At 74.4% G+C, this 17,904-nt stretch carries 21 protein-coding genes and 1 tRNA gene; 11 read left to right on the top strand and 11 right to left on the bottom strand.

What is annotated here, in order from left to right; genetic code table 11:
- Window positions 1-59: 59 nt before the first annotated feature.
- The 3 genes from KLI87_RS13750 to KLI87_RS13740 are packed head-to-tail and all read left to right on the top strand — an operon-like array spanning window position 60 to window position 1,714.
- Window positions 60-656, top strand: a complete 597-nt coding sequence (locus KLI87_RS13750) for a hypothetical protein (RefSeq protein ID WP_214617209.1) — start codon at window positions 60-62, stop codon at window positions 654-656.
- 16 nt (window positions 657-672) lie between these two features.
- On the top strand, window positions 673-1,191 hold the full coding sequence (locus tag KLI87_RS13745) for a SigE family RNA polymerase sigma factor (protein ID WP_214617208.1): 519 nt from the start codon (window positions 673-675) through the stop codon (window positions 1,189-1,191).
- On the top strand, window positions 1,181-1,714 hold the full coding sequence (locus KLI87_RS13740; RefSeq protein ID WP_214617207.1) for a hypothetical protein: 534 nt from the start codon (window positions 1,181-1,183) through the stop codon (window positions 1,712-1,714). Before KLI87_RS13745 ends, KLI87_RS13740 begins: the two co-directional genes overlap by 11 nt.
- A 3-nt stretch (window positions 1,715-1,717) precedes the next feature.
- On the opposite strand, the gene KLI87_RS13735 is transcribed toward KLI87_RS13740, so the two are convergent.
- The 5 genes from KLI87_RS13735 to KLI87_RS13715 form a co-directional block, all read right to left on the bottom strand.
- Window positions 1,718-2,569: an MEDS domain-containing protein gene (locus tag KLI87_RS13735; protein WP_156216031.1), complete on the bottom strand. Its 852-nt coding sequence runs from the start codon at window positions 2,567-2,569 to the stop codon at window positions 1,718-1,720.
- Window positions 2,570-2,658: 89 nt separating this feature from the next.
- Entirely contained in the window at window positions 2,659-3,576 is a 918-nt protein-coding gene (locus tag KLI87_RS13730) for an anti-sigma factor RsbA family regulatory protein (protein WP_156216032.1), read from the bottom strand.
- Window positions 3,576-4,541: an MEDS domain-containing protein gene (locus tag KLI87_RS13725; protein WP_214617206.1), complete on the bottom strand. Its 966-nt coding sequence runs from the start codon at window positions 4,539-4,541 to the stop codon at window positions 3,576-3,578. The genes KLI87_RS13730 and KLI87_RS13725 overlap by 1 nt, the downstream gene beginning before the upstream one ends.
- 80 nt (window positions 4,542-4,621) lie before the next feature.
- Complete coding sequence (locus KLI87_RS13720) at window positions 4,622-5,623, bottom strand: sensor histidine kinase (protein ID WP_308165997.1); 1,002 nt, start codon at window positions 5,621-5,623, stop codon at window positions 4,622-4,624.
- 108 nt (window positions 5,624-5,731) lie between these two features.
- A complete protein-coding gene (locus KLI87_RS13715; RefSeq protein ID WP_214617474.1) occupies window positions 5,732-6,361 on the bottom strand; it encodes a TetR family transcriptional regulator in 630 nt (209 codons plus the stop codon).
- A 91-nt stretch (window positions 6,362-6,452) separates the two neighbouring features.
- On the opposite strand from KLI87_RS13715, the gene KLI87_RS13710 reads away from it, so the two are divergent.
- Both KLI87_RS13710 and KLI87_RS13705 read left to right on the top strand, forming a co-directional pair.
- A complete protein-coding gene (locus tag KLI87_RS13710; protein ID WP_214617204.1) occupies window positions 6,453-7,997 on the top strand; it encodes an MFS transporter in 1,545 nt (514 codons plus the stop codon).
- A 48-nt stretch (window positions 7,998-8,045) separates the two neighbouring features.
- Window positions 8,046-8,129: transfer RNA gene (locus KLI87_RS13705), tRNA-Leu, on the top strand.
- A 46-nt stretch (window positions 8,130-8,175) separates the two neighbouring features.
- Here KLI87_RS13705 and bcp read toward each other — a convergent pair.
- The gene (bcp, locus tag KLI87_RS13700; protein ID WP_308165996.1) at window positions 8,176-8,643 is read right to left on the bottom strand and encodes a thioredoxin-dependent thiol peroxidase; all 468 of its coding nucleotides are present in this window, start codon (window positions 8,641-8,643) and stop codon (window positions 8,176-8,178) included.
- A 188-nt stretch (window positions 8,644-8,831) separates the two neighbouring features.
- Between bcp and KLI87_RS13695 the strand changes: the two genes are divergently transcribed.
- Window positions 8,832-9,143, top strand: a complete 312-nt coding sequence (locus tag KLI87_RS13695; protein ID WP_156216037.1) for a DUF3618 domain-containing protein — start codon at window positions 8,832-8,834, stop codon at window positions 9,141-9,143.
- 51 nt (window positions 9,144-9,194) lie between these two features.
- Here KLI87_RS13695 and KLI87_RS13690 read toward each other — a convergent pair whose 3' ends face one another.
- The 4 genes from KLI87_RS13690 to KLI87_RS13675 are packed head-to-tail and all read right to left on the bottom strand — an operon-like array spanning window position 9,195 to window position 12,118.
- Window positions 9,195-9,866, bottom strand: coding sequence for an SIMPL domain-containing protein (locus KLI87_RS13690; protein ID WP_214617203.1), 672 nt, complete (start codon window positions 9,864-9,866; stop codon window positions 9,195-9,197).
- A 40-nt stretch (window positions 9,867-9,906) separates the two neighbouring features.
- Complete coding sequence (locus tag KLI87_RS13685) at window positions 9,907-11,091, bottom strand: alanine racemase (RefSeq protein WP_214617472.1); 1,185 nt, start codon at window positions 11,089-11,091, stop codon at window positions 9,907-9,909.
- Window positions 11,092-11,150: 59 nt separating this feature from the next.
- Window positions 11,151-11,471, bottom strand: a complete 321-nt coding sequence (locus KLI87_RS13680; protein ID WP_214617202.1) for a multidrug efflux SMR transporter — start codon at window positions 11,469-11,471, stop codon at window positions 11,151-11,153.
- Window positions 11,471-12,118: an FMN-dependent NADH-azoreductase gene (locus tag KLI87_RS13675; protein ID WP_156216040.1), complete on the bottom strand. Its 648-nt coding sequence runs from the start codon at window positions 12,116-12,118 to the stop codon at window positions 11,471-11,473. The genes KLI87_RS13680 and KLI87_RS13675 overlap by 1 nt, the downstream gene beginning before the upstream one ends.
- A 109-nt stretch (window positions 12,119-12,227) precedes the next feature.
- Between KLI87_RS13675 and KLI87_RS13670 the strand changes: the two genes are divergently transcribed.
- The 5 genes from KLI87_RS13670 to KLI87_RS13650 all read left to right on the top strand — a co-directional run bounded on the left by KLI87_RS13670 (window position 12,228) and on the right by KLI87_RS13650 (window position 16,191).
- The gene (locus KLI87_RS13670; RefSeq protein WP_156216041.1) at window positions 12,228-12,854 is read left to right on the top strand and encodes a TetR/AcrR family transcriptional regulator; all 627 of its coding nucleotides are present in this window, start codon (window positions 12,228-12,230) and stop codon (window positions 12,852-12,854) included.
- Window positions 12,855-12,865: 11 nt separating this feature from the next.
- The gene (purU, locus tag KLI87_RS13665) at window positions 12,866-13,741 is read left to right on the top strand and encodes a formyltetrahydrofolate deformylase (RefSeq protein ID WP_156216042.1); all 876 of its coding nucleotides are present in this window, start codon (window positions 12,866-12,868) and stop codon (window positions 13,739-13,741) included.
- A gap of 107 nt (window positions 13,742-13,848) precedes the next feature.
- Window positions 13,849-14,847 (top strand): right-handed parallel beta-helix repeat-containing protein, encoded by a 999-nt coding sequence (locus KLI87_RS13660; protein WP_156216043.1) that lies wholly within the window; start codon window positions 13,849-13,851, stop codon window positions 14,845-14,847.
- A 164-nt stretch (window positions 14,848-15,011) separates the two neighbouring features.
- On the top strand, window positions 15,012-15,626 hold the full coding sequence (locus KLI87_RS13655) for a DUF6286 domain-containing protein (protein ID WP_214617201.1): 615 nt from the start codon (window positions 15,012-15,014) through the stop codon (window positions 15,624-15,626).
- 1 nt (window position 15,627) lies between these two features.
- Window positions 15,628-16,191 carry a hypothetical protein gene (locus tag KLI87_RS13650; RefSeq protein ID WP_156216045.1) on the top strand — a complete coding sequence of 188 codons (564 nt, stop codon included), beginning with the start codon at window positions 15,628-15,630 and terminating at the stop codon, window positions 16,189-16,191.
- Between the two features lie 229 nt (window positions 16,192-16,420).
- On the opposite strand, the gene KLI87_RS13645 is transcribed toward KLI87_RS13650, so the two are convergent.
- Window positions 16,421-17,788 (bottom strand): cation:dicarboxylate symporter family transporter, encoded by a 1,368-nt coding sequence (locus KLI87_RS13645; RefSeq protein WP_214617200.1) that lies wholly within the window; start codon window positions 17,786-17,788, stop codon window positions 16,421-16,423.
- Between the last annotated feature and the right edge of the window lie 116 nt (window positions 17,789-17,904).

The raw sequence follows: 17,904 nt of genomic DNA, 5'->3' as shown, positions 1-17,904 counted from the left end.
CCGCGTGGGACGGGTGGGGGTTATTGGGGGTGTAACGATGTCCTCCCCCTAGGAGCAACATGATCGACAAGGGTCGCGTCCGCCGCGGGCCGATGCTCGTCCTGGCCGGGCTCGGCGGGACGGGCGTCCTCGCCGCAGGGCTCTGGCTCGCCACGGGCGCGAGCGGTTCGCCCGAGGCCGCGCCGGTGGCCGCCCGGGGCGCGCTGGCGACACGGACGCTGGCGCCCAGGCCCGTGCCCACGCCCGTGTGCCCGACGCCGACGGCGAAGGTGCCGCGTCCGGTGCCCCCGACGTCGAAGGTGCCGCGTCCACGGCCCTCGACCAAGGCGCCGCACCCCGTGCCGACCGCGTCGAAGCCGCCGCGCCCCCGGCCGTCGGACCAGCCCTACCCGACGCCGACGGCCTCGAAGCCGCCGCGTCCGACGCCCACCGGCACGCCGCACCCGACGCCGACCGCGTCGAAGCCGCCGCGTCCGACGCCGACCGCCAGGCCGCCGCACCCGACGTCGACGGCCAAGCCGCGCCCCACCTCGACGGCCAAGCCGCGCCCCACCTCGACGGCCAAGCCGCGCCCCACCTCGACGGCCAAGCCGCGGCCCACCGCGGCTCCCTCCGACGGGGCGCACTGCGGCTCGGCGCCCGGCCAGCGGGGGTAGGTGCGGTCTGTCCACCGTGAGCACCCAGGAGACCCGCGGGGCGGAGAGCACGTTCGAGGAGTTCGTGAACGCCACCGCGGGTCGCCTGCTGCGCACCGCCGTGTTCCTCGTCTACGACCGCCATCTCGCCGAGGACCTGCTCCAGACCGCCTACGAGCGGGTCGCGCGGCGGTGGCGGCGCGTCGCGGCGGGCAATCCCGAGGCGTACACGCGCAAGGTGCTGGTCAACCTCGCGATCGACGAGAACAAGCGGCGGGCCCGGCGGCGGGAGCGGCCGGTCGGGTCGGTCGCGGACGTGGAGCGCCTCGTCCAGGCCGCGCCGCCGGGGGCCGGCGGGGGAGAGTTGGACGAGGTGCTCGGCGCGCTGCCCGCCAAGCAGCGGGCGGTGCTCGTGCTGCGCTACTGGTGCGACCTCAGCGAACAGGAGATCGCCGACACGCTCGGGATCTCCCGGGGGACGGTGAAGAGCCACACCTCGCGGGCCATGTCGGCGCTGCGGGAGCGTGTGAAGGGGGGCCGGGTCCATGGACGATGACCTCGACGCCCTGCTGCGCGAGCACTACCGCGCGGCCGCCGACCGGATCGAGGTCGGCCCGCGGAGCGTCCGCCGGTTCCAGGACGCGGGCCGGGAGGCGGGCGGGGACGGGGGCGCGGTGCCACTGCGGAGCCTCGCGCGCCGCTGGGCGCCCCCGCTGCTCGCCGCCGCCGTCACGGCGGCGGTCGTGGTGGCCGTGGCGCTCCTGCTGTGGCCGGGCCAGGGCGGGACGCGGAGTCCCGAGCCGCCGCGCCCGCTGGCGCCGCCGGAGTCTCCGGCGGCGTCCGTCCCGCCGGTCCCGTCGGCGGTGCCGAGTTCGCCCACCCCGTCGCGCACGGCGGGGACACCGGGCCCGTCGGACATCTCGGGTACGCCGCGCTCGCAGGGCCCGACCAGGAGAGGAGCGACGGGAAGGCCGACGCCGACGGCGACGGGTTCGTCGCCACCGCCGCCGACGTCCTCACCCGACCCGGAGCCGACGCAGCGGCCCGGACGGTCGACGCCCACGCCGTACGGGCGTTGAGGGTCAGGTTCGGCCGAGGCGCAGGCCGGGGAGCATGTCCCAGCCGACGGTCTCCAGCACGGCGCGGAGCTGCGGCGACACGCGGTCGAGGACGATCCCGCCGGGCCCTTCGCGGCTCGCCGCGATCGCGGCGAGGATGTTGATGGCGCCGAGGTCGATGAAGTCGAGCCGGGCGAGGTCGAGGTGGAGGTCGCCGCCCCCGGCGCGGGAGGCCGAGGCGGTGAGCTCGCGGTCGAGCACCGTGTGCCGGGACGCGTCCAGCTCGCCCGACAGCGCGAGCCCGGCGGGACGGAACGTCCGCACGATCCGGAGCACCGCGTCCTCGAACTCGGGGTCGGGCGCGGCGAACACGGTGTGCCCCTCGCCGAGCGCGTCCGGCTCGCCGGGGTTGCAGCGGCGCCGGTCGAACTGGCAGAGCGCCATGACCTGGGTGCTCGGCGGCACGGTCCGCTCCAGGTGGCGCTCGAAGTACAGCACCCGCTCCAGCCCGGCGGGCGAGCGCAGCGCGCGGGTCAGGTCGGCGGCGACGCGGATCGCGCGGTAGCCGTCCCGCGCGGCGCGGTCGATCTCGGCGGCCGCGGCCGCGACGGCCGCCGCCGGGTCGAACGTGCCGCCCTCGCGCGGCCCGGCGGGCAGGAAGGTCAGCGTTCCGGCGGGCGCGTCGGCGGGGACGCCGGGGACGGCGTCGCAGGCCGACCCGGCGAGGTAGACGACCTTCTCCTGCGCGAGCAGCCCGTCGCGGACGAACGCGCCGGTGATGTGCCGCTGCTCGTCCTCGCCGCCGTAGAAGAGGCACGCGTGATCGCCGGGCCGCAGGTCGCGGACCGGCCGGTGGATGGACCAGAGGGTCTCCATGACGCCTCCAGGTTACGGTGCGGCGACCCTCCGCAGGGGGCGCTCGCCCACCGGGGTTTGCCGCTATCTGAGACCCAGAACGAAACCGGTCACCGGCGGACGCGCAGCCGCACGAACGTGCCGTCCCACCCGGCGCGCAGCTCCATCAGATCGACCAGGAGCCGGACCGTCCACAGCCCGAAACCGCGTTGCAGCGCCGACCCGGGCGGGATGAAGCCGGTGAGCGGGCTCGGCCGCCAGAAGCCGTTGTCGCCGATCTCGCAGACGAGGTCGGCGCACTCGCGCCACACCCACAGCCCCATCGGCGGGATGCCGTGCTGGAGCGCGTTCGCCGCGACCTCGTTGGCGGCGGTGACGAGGTTCTGCGCGGGCTGGCGGGCCAGGCCGTGCGTCAGCGCCCGCTCGGCGACGAACGAGCGCAGCGCGTGCAGGTCGTGGCCGTCGATCGCCAGGTACTCGGCGTCGCACGGCCGCGCCGGGCGGCGGCCCCGGTCGCATTTCGCGCCGAACGTCGCCGGGTCGACATAGGAGTCGTTGCCGCCGGTGCGGCCGTCGCACAGCAGCAGCGGATGCGTCCGCCGGGCCTCGTCGAGCACGCGCGGGGGCAGCGACCCGGTGTCATAGGGGCACAGCGCCCGCGCGCCCGAGCCCGCGAACACCACGTTGATCAGCGACTCGTAGCGGATCCACTCCAGCGTCTGCCGGTCGTCCCAGCCGTCCCAGACGGGCTCGGCCAGCGCGCAGACGCTGCGCGGCGCGCTCTGCGCCACGATCGTCTGGTAGTCGCGCAGGGTGCGGACGGGATGCCGGTAGAAATCCGCCGAGTCGAAGTAGGCGATGGCGGCGCCCTTCGGCTCGAAGACCTCGCGCAGCGCGGACAGGTTGGGCTCGCGCACCACCGCGACCACGGCCTGCCCCCGCTCCAGCCCCGACCGCAGGTAGGGGACGGTGACCGACAGGAAGTCCGCGTGGTCGTCGTAGAGGAACGCCCGGTGCTCCAGTGTCATCAGAGGACGTCCTCCGTCTCCGGGAGCCCGTCGCCGCCGCGGGTCAGGCCGGGCAGCCGGTGCCAGCCGACCATCTCGATGACGTTCTCGACGTCGGGCGGGAGGTGGTCGAGGACGAGCGCCTCGTCGGCGTGCAGCCGGGTGGCGTGCTGCGCCAGCAGGCCCAGCCCGCCGAGGTCGATGAAGCCGAGCCGGGAGAAGTCGAGGTGGACCCGCCGCCGGGCGGTGCTCACCTGGGCGAGCTTCTCGGCGAACACGGCGTGTCTGGCGGCGTCGAGTTCGCCCTCGACGCGCAGCCCGTTGGGCTCGAAGGTGCGCACGATCTTCAGGATCCCGTCGTCGAATTCGGGGTTCACTTCCACCAGGACCTCGTGGGTATCCCGTAGGGCGACCAGCTGGTCGCGCGGGCAGGCGCGCCGGTCGACCTGGCAGATGGCCATCGCCATCGTGCTGGGCGACACGGCGTCGCCGACGCGGTGCTCGCAGCCGAGCATGCGCCGCAGGCCGGCGGCCTCCGGACCGTTCAGCACCCAGCTGTGGTCGGTCGTCAGCCGGACGGCGCGGAAGCCCTGCCCGAACGCCGCCTCGACCTCGCGGGACAGGGTGTCGAGCATCTTCGCGGGCTCGAAGCCGCCGTCGCGGTCGAGGCAGGCGTCGCGGCGGGCGATGACGCGCAGCTGGCCCGTCCTGGTGTAGGCGGCGAGGCCGGCGCGGAGGTCGGCCTGGGGGTCGGCGTCGGCCGGGTCGCCCGCGCGGACGCCGGGGCGGGGAGCGGGAGTGAGCCCCGGCAGCGACTCGGGCGGCAGGTCGGTGACGTAGACGACCTTCTCGTTCGTCTGCAAACCCTCGCGGACGAAGGGGCCGATGACGGCGTCGCGCTCGGCGGCGCCGGAGTAGGCCAGCCAGGCGTGATCGCCCGGTCGTACGGCGCTGACGGGTCGCTTGGCGAACCAGGGTGTCTCCATGGCCTGCCCATCGAGGTTGTCACGGATTCGTCCAGGGTACGCCGGTCCCGCGGTTTTGGAAGCCCAACGCATATGTTCGATCACACTCCGTTGACGCTCTCCGCCGGCACGGCCGGTAGCGCGAGCCTCAGCCGGACGGTCGTGCCGCCGTCGCCGGCGCGGATCTGGACGATCGAGCACAGCAGGCGGACCGCCCACAGCCCGAACCGTCCGCCGCCCTCCGCGCCGGTCTCGCCGCCCGTCCCGTCCACGGCGGGCCGTGGTGGGACGAGCCCGTAGGCCGCGCCGGAGGGCCACCGCCCCTCGTCGGTGACCTCGCACACGAGCGCGGGCCCGCCGGACGCGTCGGTCCACAGCCGCAGGACGATCGGCGGCTCGCCGTGCCGCAGCGCGTTGGTGACGACCTCGGTGACCGCGACCAGCAGCCGCTGGACGCCCTCCTCGGGCAGCCGCGTCTGCCGCGCGTAGTCGCTCACGTAGGCGCGCAGCCAGTACAGGTCGGGACGGTCGATCTTCAGCGCGTCGGCGTCGCCGGGCGGGGGAGGCAGCGGCTCGCCGTCGCAGAGCGCGCTGTAGGCCCAGGGGTCCATGTAGCCGGGGTTCGCCACGGCCCGGTCGCCGCGCAGCGACTCGGGGTGGGTGCGGCGCGCGGCGGCGACGACGCCCGCCGGGAGCGAGGCCGCGTACGGGCACAGCAGCGACGCGCCGGTGCCCTGGAACGCCACGTTCACGATCGCCTCGACCCGCTGCCACTCGATGACCTCCAGCGGCGGGCGCGACGCCCACACCGGGTCGCCGAGCACGCGCAGCCGCCGCCCCTGCCAGGCGGTGTTGTCGGCGTCGCCGAGGCAGTCGGCGAGCGTGCGGGTCGGGTGGGCGTACCAGGTCGCGGCGTCGGCGAACTCGACCCCGGCGGCGGCCGGGCCGAGGGCGTCGCGCAGCAGCTCCTCGCGTCCGACGCCGGTGACCGCGACGACCCGGTCGCCCGCGTCCACGCCGTCGCGCAGGAAGGGCAGCGCGCCGCCGAGGAACTCGTCGACCCCGTCATAGGGCAGTACGCGGTGGGTGAAGGAAGCGCTCACGGTGGCCCACCCGGTTCTGATCACGATGATCATGGCGATGCCGTCCACCCGGCGCGGGCGGACGCACCCAGCGTAGGCCGCGCGGCCCCGCCGCGCAGGCCGGGAATTTCACATACCGCGATTCGGGACAGGACCGAAATGTCCCTCCGGACGGGTTCGCCGTGCCAGCGCCGCCCGCAGGCCCGGAGCGAACCGCGCGATTAATTCATCCGCCGGCATGGAGGCGACCGGCTCCACGGCCAGCACGTAGCGGACGAAGATCACCCCGGCGAGCTGGGTGCCGAACGCGGCGGCGCGGCCCCGGGCGTCGACGCCGCCGATGTGCTCGGCGATGCGGTCGATCATCTCGTGGCCGATGACGTCGCGCAGCAGCCGGATCAGCTCGGGATCCTGCGTCGCGGCCGTCACCATCAGGCGCAGCGGGCGTCCGCTGGCGGGGTCGTCCCAGGCGCCGAGCAGTGCCCGCAGGACGCGTTCGGGCAGCGTGGCGGGGTCGCCGGGCAGCGCGGCGGCCAGCACGTCGGGCGGGTTGGCCAGGAGCCCGAGGACGGCGCCGAACAGGCCCTTCTTCGAGCCGAAGAAGTAGCTGATCAGCGCCGCGTCCACGCCGGCCTCGGCGGCGATCGAGCGCATCGTGACGGGCCCGTACCCCTCGGCCAGGAACCGGCGGCGCGCCACCGCGAGGATCTCCTCCCGGGTGTGCGAGCCGCCCGCCCGCCGCCCCCGCGATTTATTCATCACGGTTGAAATATAGCCCTCCCGAGGACGAGATTCGAGGTGCCGCGCAGGGCGGCAGGCCCAGTCCAGGCCCAGCTCAAGGAGGCTTCCGATGGCCATCACCCCACCGGCACCGGGCGGGACGCGGCGGGGCGTGCTGCCCGCCGTGATGCTCGCCCTCGCCACCGTCGTCTCGGCCGTGGCGTCCCTCAACACGGCGGTGCCCTCCATCGCCCGCGACACCGGCGCCACCCAGACGCAGCTCGCCTGGATCATCGACGCCTACGCGCTCGTGTTCGCCGCGCTGCTGCTCCTCGGCGGCGCCGTCGGCGACCGCTACGGCCGCCGCCGCGCGCTCGCCGCCGGGCTCGCGGTGTTCGGCGCCGGATCGGCCGCCGCGATGCTCGCGAGCGACCCCGGCTGGCTGATCGCGATGCGCGGCGTCCTCGGCGTGGGCGCCGCGCTGGTGATGCCCGCGACGCTGTCCACGATCACCGCCACGTTCCCGGCCGAGTGGCGGACCCGCGCGGTCGGCGCCTGGGCGGGCGTCGCGGGCGCGAGCGCGATCTTCGGGCTGCTCGTCTCGGGCGGCCTGCTGGAGGCGTGGTCGTGGCGCTCGGTGTTCGCGCTGAACATCGCGCTGTCGGTGGTCGCGCTGGCGGCGACGCTCGCGGTCGTCCCCGAGTCGGCCGACGCGGCGGCGCCGAGGCTGGACGTCACCGGCGCGCTGATCACCGTCGCCGGCCTCGGCGCGGGCGTCTACTCGGTCATCGAGGCGCCCGCCGAGGGCTGGACGAGCGCCCGGACGCTGCTCGGCCTCGCGGTCGCGGTCCTCGTGCTCGCCGGTTTCGTGGCCTGGGAGCTGCGCCGGCCGAACCCGCTGCTCGACCCGAGGCTGTTCCGCGTCCGCGCCTTCTCGGCGGGCGCCCTCTCGCTCACCGTCCAGTTCTTCGCGTTCTTCGGGTTCGTGTTCGTCGTCCTCCAGTACATGCAGCTGGTGCGGGGCGACAGCGCGCTGCTCGCGGCGGTGGGGCTGCTGCCGATGGCGGTCACGATGATGCCGTTCGCGCGCGGCGCCGCGCCCCGGCTGGCGGCGCGGGCGGGGGCGCGGCCGGTGGTCGTCGCGGGGCTGGCGCTGGTCGCCGCGGGCATGCTCGTGCTGTCACGGCTGGACGAGGGGAGCGGCTACTGGACGCTGCTCGCCGGGCTGATCCCGCTCGGCGCCGGGATGGGCCTCGCGATGCCCCCGGCCACGGCGGCGGTCACCGACGCGCTGCCGCCGGAGAAGCAGGGCGTGGGCTCGGCGATGAACGACCTGGCGCGCGAGCTGGGCGGGGCGCTCGGCATCGCGGTGCTCGGCAGCCTCGTCCAGTCCGCCTATCGGGCGAACCTGGACCCCGAGGGCCTTCCCGCGCCCGCCGCCGAGCAGGCCAGGACGTCCCTCGCGACGGCCGCCCGCCTCGGCCCGGACGTCGCGGCGCAGGCGCGGGCGGCGTTCGCGGACGGGATGCACGTCGCGTTCCTGTCGGCGGCGGTCGCGCTCACGGTCACGGCGGCGGTCGTCGCGGTGCTGCTGCGCCGTCCCGCGTCCCGGGACGGCGAGGTGCCCGGGACGGACACAGACCCGTCCCGGGCGCGCACCAATCTCCTTGCCTGACCGGCGGCGCGGAACGCTAAGCTGAACGCGCTCCCTCGCGGAGCGCCCGCGGGCGTGGCGAAGCAGGTATACGCGGCAGGTTTAGGTCCTGTTGGTGGAGACACCGTGGGGGTTCGAATCCCCCCGCCCGCACCCTCTCAGGTGCCGCCCCGGGCGCCGCGCCTCCGGGGCCGCCGCCTCAGACGCCGAGGTCGCGGCGGAGGCGCTCGACGTGGCCGGTGGCCTTCACGTTGTAGTACGCCTTCTCGACCTTGCCCTCGGCGTCCAGGATGAAGGTCGAGCGGATCACGCCGACGACGGCCTTCCCGTAGAGCTTCTTCTCGCCGTAGGCGCCGTAGGCGCGCAGCACCTCGGCGTCGGGGTCGGACAGGAGGGCGAAGGTCAGGCCCTCCTTCTCGCGGAACTTGGCGAGCTTGGCCGGGGCGTCGGGGGAGACGCCGACGACGGTGACGCCGGCGGACTCCAGGTCGGCGAGGCTGCCCTGGAAGTCGACCGACTCCTTGGTGCAGCCGGGCGTCATGGCCGCCGGGTAGAAGTAGAGGACCACCCGCTTCCCGCGCAGGGAGGCCAGCGACACCGGGGTGTCGTCGGCGTCGGGAAGCTCGAAATCGGGGGCGACGTCGCCCGGCTCTAGCCGCTGGGACACCCTGTCCCGCCTTTCGCTCGGTGAGGATCCACTCGGTTGGTGGATCCAACGGTACCGCCCGGGGTGCGGGCGGGCGTCCGGGGGGAAGACCTGCGACACTGTTCGGATCATGCACGACACCGTTCGTGCATGGCTGTTCGTGCACAACTGTTCGGATCACGCATGGCCCGACACGATAAGGACACGGCATGGCTGACAGGGCCCGCGACCCGGAGGCGCTGGAGCGGCAGATCGAGCGCACCCGTCTGGAGCTCGCCCGCACGATAGACGAGCTCGCCGACCGGGTGAACCCGAAGAACGTCGCGCGGCGGGGCGCCGACCGGTTGAAGGAGGAGGCCGCGCACGTCGCGCAGGCCGTCGGCGCGATCGTGCGGCCGGACGGCGAGGGCGACGGCGAGGAGCCGGGCGGCCCCGACCGGCGGCTGCTGCTCGCGGGCGCCGGAGTGGCGGTCACCGTGACCGTCCTCGTGCTGTGGCGCCGCAAGCGCAAACGCCGCTGATCCAGGAGGACGGGGCGCCGGGCCCGCGGCCGGCGCCCTGGCCGCCTCCGGTCAGTCCAGGGCGGGGGCGGTCGCGGTGAAGCGGGCCTCGACGGCGGCGCGGACGGTCTGCGTGGCCGGTTCCAGGTCGATCGACTCCGGCTCGCCCGGCGCGCCGCCGGGCGCGAGCCCGTACGCCGAGGCGAGCGCGACCTGCGGCGCGGCCGAGTCGCCGCTGGTCAGTCCCTCGTCGGCGAGTTCGACCAGGCCGGTGAGGCGGGCGCCGAGCGCCTCGGCGTAGCTGCGGGCGCGGGCGACGGCCTCGTGCACGGCCTGCCGGGCGGCGCGCCCGTGCACCTCGCTGTCGCGGCGCAGCGCCCAGTCGGGGCCGTTGACCGCGGTGCGCTCCAGGTCGCCGAGCCGGGTCACCAGCTCGCCGAGCACCGCGAAGTCCGCGACGGTGATCTTGATCCAGGCGGTGCCCTGGTAGGCGCGGATGTCGCCCTCGCGCCGCCGGTACCTCAGCAGCGGGGTGATCGACAGCCCGCCGGTCTCCACCTTCTCGACCGCCTCGCCGTAGGACCGGACGAGGTCGAGGCAGCGCTGGTTGCGCTCGACGAGGCGGTCGAGCGCGGTCCGCCGGTCGTTCTCCTGCGACTGGACGTACACCGACAGCCGCGCGATCTCCGGGTCGACCTCCAGGACGGCCTCGCCGCGGACACTGATCAGGGGAGCGTCGCTCATACCGCCCAACCTAGACCGTCACAGTCCCCTGGCAGGCCCGTCAGAGGAAGGTGCGGCCCTCGCCACGGTAGGTCGGGACGGTCCGGACGAACCGGTCGCCCTCGATGAGGTGCACGTCGGCGAACCGCTCGCACAGCTCACCGGCCTTGGTGTGCCGGAACCAGACGCGGTCGCCGATCCGCAGCGTGGCGGCGGCGCGTCCGAGCAGCGGCGTCTGCACCTCGCCCGCGCCCTCGTCGCGGTGGTAGGACAGCCCCGTCGGCAGGTAGGGCTGGGGCAGCCGGACGCGGTCGCCGGGCCCCGAGGCGAGGTAGCCGCCGCCGAGGCAGGTCACGACGTCCGGCCCGGGGCGGCGGACGACGGGCAGCGCGAACAGGGCGGCGGGCCGTCCGGTGAACCCGGAGTACTGGTCGAACAGGTGCGGGTGGTAGAGCCCGGACCCGGCGGCGATCTCGGTGACGGCCCGCTCGGCGGCGGTCGACTCGACGCTGCCGGTGCCGCCGCCGTTGACGAACTCCAGGTCGGCCAGGTCGCGGACGGCGCGGACGATCGCGGCGCGCCGCCGGGCCAGCTCCAGCCGCGACCGCCGCTGCATGGCGCGGATGGCGCGGGCGCGGGCGGGGCGTCCGGGCGGCGCGTCGCCGACCCCGGCGATCTGCGACTCGTAGGCCGTCAGCCCCACGAGGGCCAGCGACGGGCGCTTGAGGATCTCCTCCGCGAACGCGCCGACCTGCGCGGCCGTGTGCAGCGGGGAGCGCAGCGCGCCGAACCTGACCCGCCCGCCGAGCGTCCGGTAGGAGGCGTCGATGTCGATGCAGACGCGGACCGGGCGGCCCCCGCCGGCGCGCTCGATCATGTCGAGGTGCTCGGCCGAGTCGACCATCAGCGTGATCGCGCGGGCCGCGCGGGGGTCGGCGGCCAGCTCGGCGATCGCGGCGCGGTCGGCGGTGGGGTAGGCGACGAGGATGTCGTCGCTGAGCCCCTCCCGCGCGAGCCACAGCGCCTCGGGGAGGGTGAACGCCATGATCCCGGCGAAGCCGTCCATCGCGAGGACCTCCTCCAGCACGGCCCGGACGCGCACCGACTTGCTCGCCACCCGGATCGGCTTGCCCGCCGCGCGGCGGACGAGGGCGGCGGCGTTCGCGCGCAGGGCGGCGAGGTCCACGACGGCGAACGGAGCCTCAAGCCCGCCGGTCGCGGCGTCGTAGCGGTCGCGGAGGTTCATGGCGGTCACCCCGCAAGAGTACGCCGAATATGAAAAGATCTCATGTCTTGGCCATGGCCTCACTCCGGATTGGTGACGCGGGCCAGCACGAGCCCGCCGATGATCAGGCTGAGCGCCGCCGCCCGTCCGACCGTGACCGGGTCCTTCTGGACGAGGATGCCCACCGCGATCGCGCCGACCGCGCCGATCCCGGTGAACACCGCGTAGGAGGTGCCGACCGGCAGCGTCCGCATCGCGTAGGAGAGCAGGTAGATCGACAGCGCGCCGAGCGCGAAGCAGGCGAGCGTCGGCAGCGGGCGGGTGAAGTTCTCCGTCGGACGGATGCTCTGCGAGAACGCGATCTCGACGAGCCCCGCCAGCCCGAGCACGAGCCAGGCCATCAGTACCGCCCTCCCAGTTCGCGCGCCGCCGCCAGCGCGTCCGCGTACGACTTCTCATGGGCGGCCCGCCGCCCCGCCAGCGCCGGGTCGAGGCGGCTGTTGACCAGCTCGGCGGCCACGGCCGCGACGTCCTCGACCCCGAAGTGCCCCGCGATGAAGTCGCGCAGGAAGCGCTCCTGGTGGTCGTAGGGCTCGCGCGGCGCGCCCGGCACGTACGAGCCGCCGCGCGCCGAGGCGATCACGAACCGCCGTCCGGCCAGCGACATCTTGGGGAAGGTCACCTGGTCGATCCACGCCTTGAGCGACGCGGGGACGGAGAAGTTGTACATCGGCGTGGCGATCAGCACGACGTCGGCGGCGACCAGCTCGTCCAGCAGCGGTTCGAGGACCGCCCACGCCTCCGCCTGCGCGGGCGTGCGCACCGCCTCCTTGTACCGGCCGATGTCGGTGATCTGGTTGGCCAGCACGTAGTCGCACAGCTCCGTCCACGCCTCGCCGATGAACGGCACGGGCTCGGCCGCCAGGTCGCGGTGGACGTGGCGGCCGGACGGGTTCGCCCGCCTCCACGCGTCCGCGAACGCGTCCCCGACCTCGCGGCTGACCGAGGCGCGGCGGGCGCTGGAGTCCAGGTGGAGCAACGTGGTCATCAGGGTCTCCCTCATTAAGTGGACAAATTGTCCGCTTGCTTCGGCGCCGACTGTACCCCGCATCCGGACAGCTTGTCCACTTATCGCCGTGTCGATTACAGTCGGCGGGATGGAACGCCGCACCGACCTGCTCAGCGGGCATCCCGCCGGGGCGGAGGGACGCCCGCGCGAGCGCGCCGACGCCGCCCGCAACCGCACCAAGGTCCTCGACGCCGCCGCCGCGCTGTTCGCCGCCGGCGACCCGCGCGCCGTCACGATGGACGACATCGCCAAGGCCGCGGGCGTGGGGCGCGGCACGCTCTACCGCCGCTACCCCGACACGACCTCGATCGCCCTCGCGCTGCTGGACGAGCACGAGCGCCGCCTCCAGGGCGAGCTGCTGCGCGGCGCCCCGCCGCTCGGCCCCGGCGCCCCGCCGGGCGACCGGCTCGCCGCCTTCTACGCCGCCATGGTCGACCTGCTCGACGCGCACATCCCGCTCGTCCTCGGCGCCGAGGCGGGCGGGGCGCGGCTGACCACCGGCGCGTACGGGTTCTGGCGCGCGCACGTCCGGATGCTGCTGGCCGAGGGCGGGGTCCCGGGCCCGGACGTGCTCGCCGACGCGCTCCTCGCGCCGCTGGCCTCCGAGGTCTACTCCCACCAGCGCGGCCAGGGCCGCACCCCGGCCGAGATCACCGCCGCGCTCACCACGCTCGCCCGCGCCCTCCTCCCCGAGGGACCGGTCCGGCCGACATAGGGTTGGGGGCGATGACCGAGGCGGCGAGGGATGAGATCGTGAACGAGTATGTGCTGACCCTGTCGTGCCCCGACCGGCCGGGCATCGTCGCCGCGGTGTCGGGGCTGCTCGCCGAGCGCGGCTGCAACATCGTGGAGAGCCAGCAGTTCGGCGAGCGCGAGTCCGCCACGTTCTTCATGCGGGTGCAGTTCGCCGCCCCGGACGCCTCCGACCCCGACGGGCTGCGCGGCGCGTTCGCGTCCCTGGCCGCCGACCTCGGCCTGCGCTGGCGGCTGCACGACCTGGCGTCCCGGCCGCGTGTGCTGATCATGGTGTCGAAGGGCGGGCACTGCCTGAACGACCTGCTCTACCGCCAGCGGTCCGGGCTGCTCGACATCGACGTCGTCGCCGTCGCCTCCAACCACCCCGACCTGCGGCCCCTGACCCAGTCCTACGGGATCGACTACCACCACCTGCCGGTCGGCCCCGGCGGCAGGCAGGCGCAGGAGGCCGAGATCCTGACGCTGGTCGAGCACTACGGCGCCGACCTCGTCGTCCTCGCCCGCTACATGCAGATCCTCTCGGACGACTTCTGCGCCAAGCTGCCCGGCATGATCATCAACATCCACCACTCGTTCCTGCCGAGCTTCAAGGGCGCCCGCCCCTACCACCAGGCGCACGCCCGCGGCGTCAAGGTCATCGGGGCGACCGCGCACTACGTCACCGCCGACCTGGACGAGGGGCCGATCATCGAGCAGGAGGTCGCGCGCGTCGACCACACCCACAGCCCCGAGGAGATGGTGGCGGTCGGCCGCGACGTCGAGTGCCTGGCGCTGGCCCGCGCCGTCCGCTGGCACGCCGAGCACCGCGTGCTGCTCAACGGCGACCGCACGGTCGTCTTCCGCTAGGGCCGCCGCACGGCTCCGCTGGGGCCCTAGGGCCCTGGGACGGCGCGCTCCCGCTCCGTAGCGTCCTTGCCGACCAGTCGCAAGGATCGTCAGCGAGGAGCAGTCGAATGCGCAGGCGCGGAATGCTGATCGGCCTCGCCGCCACCGTCGTCGCGGGCGCCGGGGGAGCGGGCGCGGCGGCGCTGGGCCCCGGTTCGCTACGGACCGCCCCCGCCAGTGCCACCGAGGGCGGCTCCGTCGTCGTCCATGTGGCCCCCGGCGGGGAGGTCGCGTCCCTGGAGGAGGCCGAGAAGGTGCTGGAGGAGCGGAACGCGGTCGACGGCGTCGTCCTCGTCAGGGGCGGGACGTACAAGAACGAGTCGGTCGCGTGGCGGTACTCGCCCGAGGGAGGGTCCATCACCATCCGCGCCGAGCCCGGCACGGGACGCGTCGTCTACGACGGCCGTGGCCGCGACGGGTACTGGGTGACCGTGCGCGCCGGGGGCGCGCGAACGCACTTCAGCGGCATCACGGTGCAGAACTACACCGCCGGGGGCATCCTGTTCCGGGGCGACAAGGACGCCGGGGAGAGGATCACCGGCGGGTCCGTCCGCGACATGGTGTTCCGCAGGCTCGGCACCAGGTACGCCCACGGCCGCGAGGGATACGGCGCCGTCCACATGTACAACTCCTGGAAGATGCGGATCGAGGACAACCACTTCCAGCAGCTGGAGAACAGGACGGCCAAGACCTACAGCCGCATCCACGGTGTCTACTTCTCCGACGGCGCGAGTGAGAACACCGTGTCGGGCAACTCCTTCTCCAGGGTCAGCGGCGACCCTGTCCGCGCCAGCGACGGGGCCAGCCGCAACCGGGTGCTCGGCAACCGGTTCCAGGACACCGGCTGGTACGGGCTGTTCTCCTACTTCAGGTTCCCGCGCGATCCCGTATGCGGGACGGGCAACTACTTCGCGGGCAACACCTACGGCAAGCCGTATCCGCGCCCCGGCCGCCGCAAGAGCTTCAAGGGGCAGCCGGTGGACTGGGACAAGCGCGGCAAGCCGGGCGCGTGCCGTCCGGACCCGATCAAGGTCGGCAGGAATCGCTACGCGCCCTCCGCCCGCTGACGCCCCTCGCTGATTCCAGGACGAATCACAGCGACTCACCCCGAAACCCCCGGGCGGATGCGCGATGGTCGCGTGAGATGTCGGCATGGCGTGTTTCACTCCTCGTGACAATGCCTCACCATGGGTAACGATGTCCGACGTGCCGAGGCTTCACGGGGGTGGCTATGGCCGAGTCTCTGGTCAGGGACGTGATCCAGGAGACACAGAGCAGGCAGCGGGCGCGGCGGCTCGCCGCACGGGAGTTCCGGCCGCGCCGGACGCTCGCGGGGCTGGCCGCCGCGCTGCTGCTGACCGTCGCCGGCGGCGCGGTCGCGATCGAGCTGGCGGCGCAGGCGCTCGGCTCCGGCGTCCACCCGGTCCCGGGCGCGGACCGGGCGGCCGACGCGCTCGGGCGGCTGCCCTGGAGCCATCCGGGGGTGCGCGCGGGCGCGGCGGGCGTCGCCGTCCTCGGGCTCGCGCTGGTGCTGGCGGCCGTACCGGGCCGCATGCGCGGGGTGCCGCTCGACGGCTCCGACCCGCGGCTCGCGGGCGTCCTGCGCCGCTCGGCGCTCCGCCGCTCCCTCGCCGACGCGGCGCTCGGCGTGCCCGGTATCGAGCGCGCCCGCGTGCGGGGCGCGGGCCTGGTCCGCAGGCGCGTCATCGTGCGCGCCGCGACCGGCTACCGCAACCCCGCCAACCTGGAGGAACTGGTCCACTGCGCGGTCGACGACCGGCTCGACAGCATCGAGCCGATGTTCCGGCCGCCCGTCGATGTACGGCTGACCTGGCGGAAGGACTGATATGAGGGTCGCTCTGGCGGTGACCGGCGCCCTGCTGTTCGGCTGCGGCGCCGCCGCCCTGGCCGCCGGGCTCGGCGGCTTCGACGGCCTGGGCGCCCTGTCCGGGCGCCCGCCGCTCGACCCGGCGCTGGTCCGGTTCGCCGGCTCCGCCTCCTGGTTCCCGGGCGTGCTGGCGGCCGTCGCCGAACTGGTGTCGCTCGCGGGCCAGCTGTGGCTGGTCCTCCAGGGCCGCGCCCTGCTCCGGCGCTGGTGGCCCGACATGGACGCGGGCACCCGCGTGCTGTCCCGCTCCGCCGCCGCGAACCTGGCGCGGGACGGCGAGGCGCTGCCCGGCGTCCGCGACCTGCGCGTCCGCCTCACCGGCACCCTCACCCACCCCAGGCTGGTGGTCACGGTGACCTGCGAGGGCGACGCCGTCCTGGGCGAGGTCTTCGGCGAACTGGGCGCGGGCCCCGTCGAACGCTACCGCCGGACGATGGGCATGCCCGACCTGGACGCGGTGATCCGCCTGCGCCCGGCCTTCCCCAAACGCCACCGCCGCACCCCGGCCGCAGAGGCCGCCTAGGCGGTAGCGCACAACGACCTCAGCCGTCACGCGAGCGCGTAGCCGGCCGGTGGGGGCGACGCCGAAGGCGGGCCCCCACCGGGAAGATCGCGAAGCGATGCCGCGTTCGCCCAAAGCACGGTCAACGAGCCGCCAGGCGAGCGCCTTGGGCCGGGGTTCAAAAAGTAGTGCCGCCCGGCGCCGGGAGCTTGGGAGCGGGGGAGCTGGCGCCGGGCGGCTGGTCAGGTGGTCAGGTGGCCGGTCGCGGGCGCTCGGTGAGCGCCGGGGCGGCCGGTCGTTCGGCGGGGGCGGTGGTCGGTTCGTGTTGCGGGGCGGCCTCGTCGAAGGGGTCTTCGCCGGACAGGACGTGCCTCGCCCGCTCCGGGTCGAACTCGCCGGTCCAGTGGCCGATCACCACGGTCGCGACGGCGTTGCCCGCGAAGTTCGTCAGGGCGCGGGCCTCGGACATGAACCGGTCGATCCCGACGATGAAGCCGACGCCGTCCACCAGTTCGGGCTTGTGCGACTGGAGGCCGCCCGCCAGCGTCGCGAGGCCGGCGCCGCTGACGCCCGCCGCGCCCTTGGAGGCGACGACCATGAACAGCAGCAGCGGGATCTGCGCGCCGACCGACAGCGGCTGGTCCTGCGCGGAGGCGATGAACAGCGTCGCCATCGTCAGGTAGATCGCGGTGCCGTCCAGGTTGAAGGAGTACCCGGTCGGGACCGTGATCCCGACGACCGGGCGGCTCACCCCGAGATGCTCCATCTTGGCGATCAGCCGGGGCAGCGCCGACTCCGAGGACGAGGTCGACAGGATCAGCAGGAACTCGCGGGCCAGGTAGCGCAGCAGCGACCAGATGCCGATCCGCGCGACCAGCCACAGCACCGCGCCGAGCACGCCGAACACGAACAGCACGCAGGTCACGTAGAAGCCCAGCATGATCACCGCGAGGCTGCGCAGCGCCGACCAGCCGCTCGCGCCGACCACGGCCGCGATCGCGCCGAACGCCCCGACCGGCGCCGCCCACATGATCATCGCGAGCACCCGGAACACCAGCCGCTGCGCGTGCTCGACACCGCGCAGCACCGGCGCCCCCGCCGGTCCGAGGCTCTGCAGCGCGAACCCGGCGAGCAGCGCGACCAGCAGCGTCTGAAGGACCTGGCCCTCGGTCAGCGCCGACACCATCGTGGACGGGATGATCCCCAGCAGGAAGTCGGTCGTCCCCTCTGCGTCCGCTGCCTGCTCGTGCGCCGTCGCGACCGAGGCCGGGTCCAGGTGCACGCCGTCCCCCGGATGCAGGACGTTGCCCACCGTCAGGCCGATGGCGAGCGCGAACGTCGACATCACGAGGAAGTAGCCGATCGTGACGAGGCCGACCCTGCCGACCTTGGCGGCCCGCGCCACCGAGCCGACGCCGAGCACGATCGTGCAGAAGATGATCGGTGAGATCATCATTTTGATCAGGTTGACGAAGCCGGTGCCGAGCGGCTTGAGCTCGACCGCGGCGTCCGGAGCGGCGATCCCGACCGCGATGCCGAGGAGCACGGCCGCGACGACCGCCAGGTACAGGTAGTGGACGCGATCGTGCGCGGCACCGGCTGCTCTCGGTGCGGGCACGGGCGGGCTCCCTCGCGGATCGGGCGGCGGCGCGGCGCGGGCCGCCGCACATCAGCGACTATGGCGGCATCTGTGACGCCGGTCACGTTTGTGTACATTGCGTTCACGGCCGGGCT

The sequence above is a fragment of the Actinomadura sp. NEAU-AAG7 genome (assembly GCF_018603865.1).
Taxonomy (GTDB): domain Bacteria; phylum Actinomycetota; class Actinomycetes; order Streptosporangiales; family Streptosporangiaceae; genus Spirillospora; species Spirillospora litoris.
This window is presented reverse-complemented; position numbering and strand designations above follow the sequence as displayed.

What these genes read in the sequence shown, in the direction of transcription:
- KLI87_RS13750 (WP_214617209.1), top strand. Translation starts at nt 60, where the DNA reads ATGATCGACAAGGGTCGCGTCCGCCGCGGGCCGATGCTCGTCCTGGCC.
- KLI87_RS13740 (WP_214617207.1), top strand. Translation starts at nt 1,181, where the DNA reads ATGGACGATGACCTCGACGCCCTGCTGCGCGAGCACTACCGCGCGGCC.
- KLI87_RS13735 (WP_156216031.1), bottom strand. Translation starts at nt 2,569, where the DNA reads ATGGAGACCCTCTGGTCCATCCACCGGCCGGTCCGCGACCTGCGGCCC.
- KLI87_RS13730 (WP_156216032.1), bottom strand. Translation starts at nt 3,576, where the DNA reads ATGACACTGGAGCACCGGGCGTTCCTCTACGACGACCACGCGGACTTC.
- KLI87_RS13725 (WP_214617206.1), bottom strand. Translation starts at nt 4,541, where the DNA reads ATGGAGACACCCTGGTTCGCCAAGCGACCCGTCAGCGCCGTACGACCG.
- KLI87_RS13715 (WP_214617474.1), bottom strand. Translation starts at nt 6,361, where the DNA reads ATGAATAAATCGCGGGGGCGGCGGGCGGGCGGCTCGCACACCCGGGAG.
- KLI87_RS13710 (WP_214617204.1), top strand. Translation starts at nt 6,453, where the DNA reads ATGGCCATCACCCCACCGGCACCGGGCGGGACGCGGCGGGGCGTGCTG.
- KLI87_RS13695 (WP_156216037.1), top strand. Translation starts at nt 8,832, where the DNA reads ATGGCTGACAGGGCCCGCGACCCGGAGGCGCTGGAGCGGCAGATCGAG.
- KLI87_RS13690 (WP_214617203.1), bottom strand. Translation starts at nt 9,866, where the DNA reads ATGAGCGACGCTCCCCTGATCAGTGTCCGCGGCGAGGCCGTCCTGGAG.
- KLI87_RS13685 (WP_214617472.1), bottom strand. Translation starts at nt 11,091, where the DNA reads ATGAACCTCCGCGACCGCTACGACGCCGCGACCGGCGGGCTTGAGGCT.
- KLI87_RS13680 (WP_214617202.1), bottom strand. Translation starts at nt 11,471, where the DNA reads ATGGCCTGGCTCGTGCTCGGGCTGGCGGGGCTCGTCGAGATCGCGTTC.
- KLI87_RS13675 (WP_156216040.1), bottom strand. Translation starts at nt 12,118, where the DNA reads ATGACCACGTTGCTCCACCTGGACTCCAGCGCCCGCCGCGCCTCGGTC.
- KLI87_RS13670 (WP_156216041.1), top strand. Translation starts at nt 12,228, where the DNA reads ATGGAACGCCGCACCGACCTGCTCAGCGGGCATCCCGCCGGGGCGGAG.
- purU (WP_156216042.1), top strand. Translation starts at nt 12,866, where the DNA reads ATGACCGAGGCGGCGAGGGATGAGATCGTGAACGAGTATGTGCTGACC.
- KLI87_RS13660 (WP_156216043.1), top strand. Translation starts at nt 13,849, where the DNA reads ATGCGCAGGCGCGGAATGCTGATCGGCCTCGCCGCCACCGTCGTCGCG.
- KLI87_RS13655 (WP_214617201.1), top strand. Translation starts at nt 15,012, where the DNA reads ATGGCCGAGTCTCTGGTCAGGGACGTGATCCAGGAGACACAGAGCAGG.
- KLI87_RS13650 (WP_156216045.1), top strand. Translation starts at nt 15,628, where the DNA reads ATGAGGGTCGCTCTGGCGGTGACCGGCGCCCTGCTGTTCGGCTGCGGC.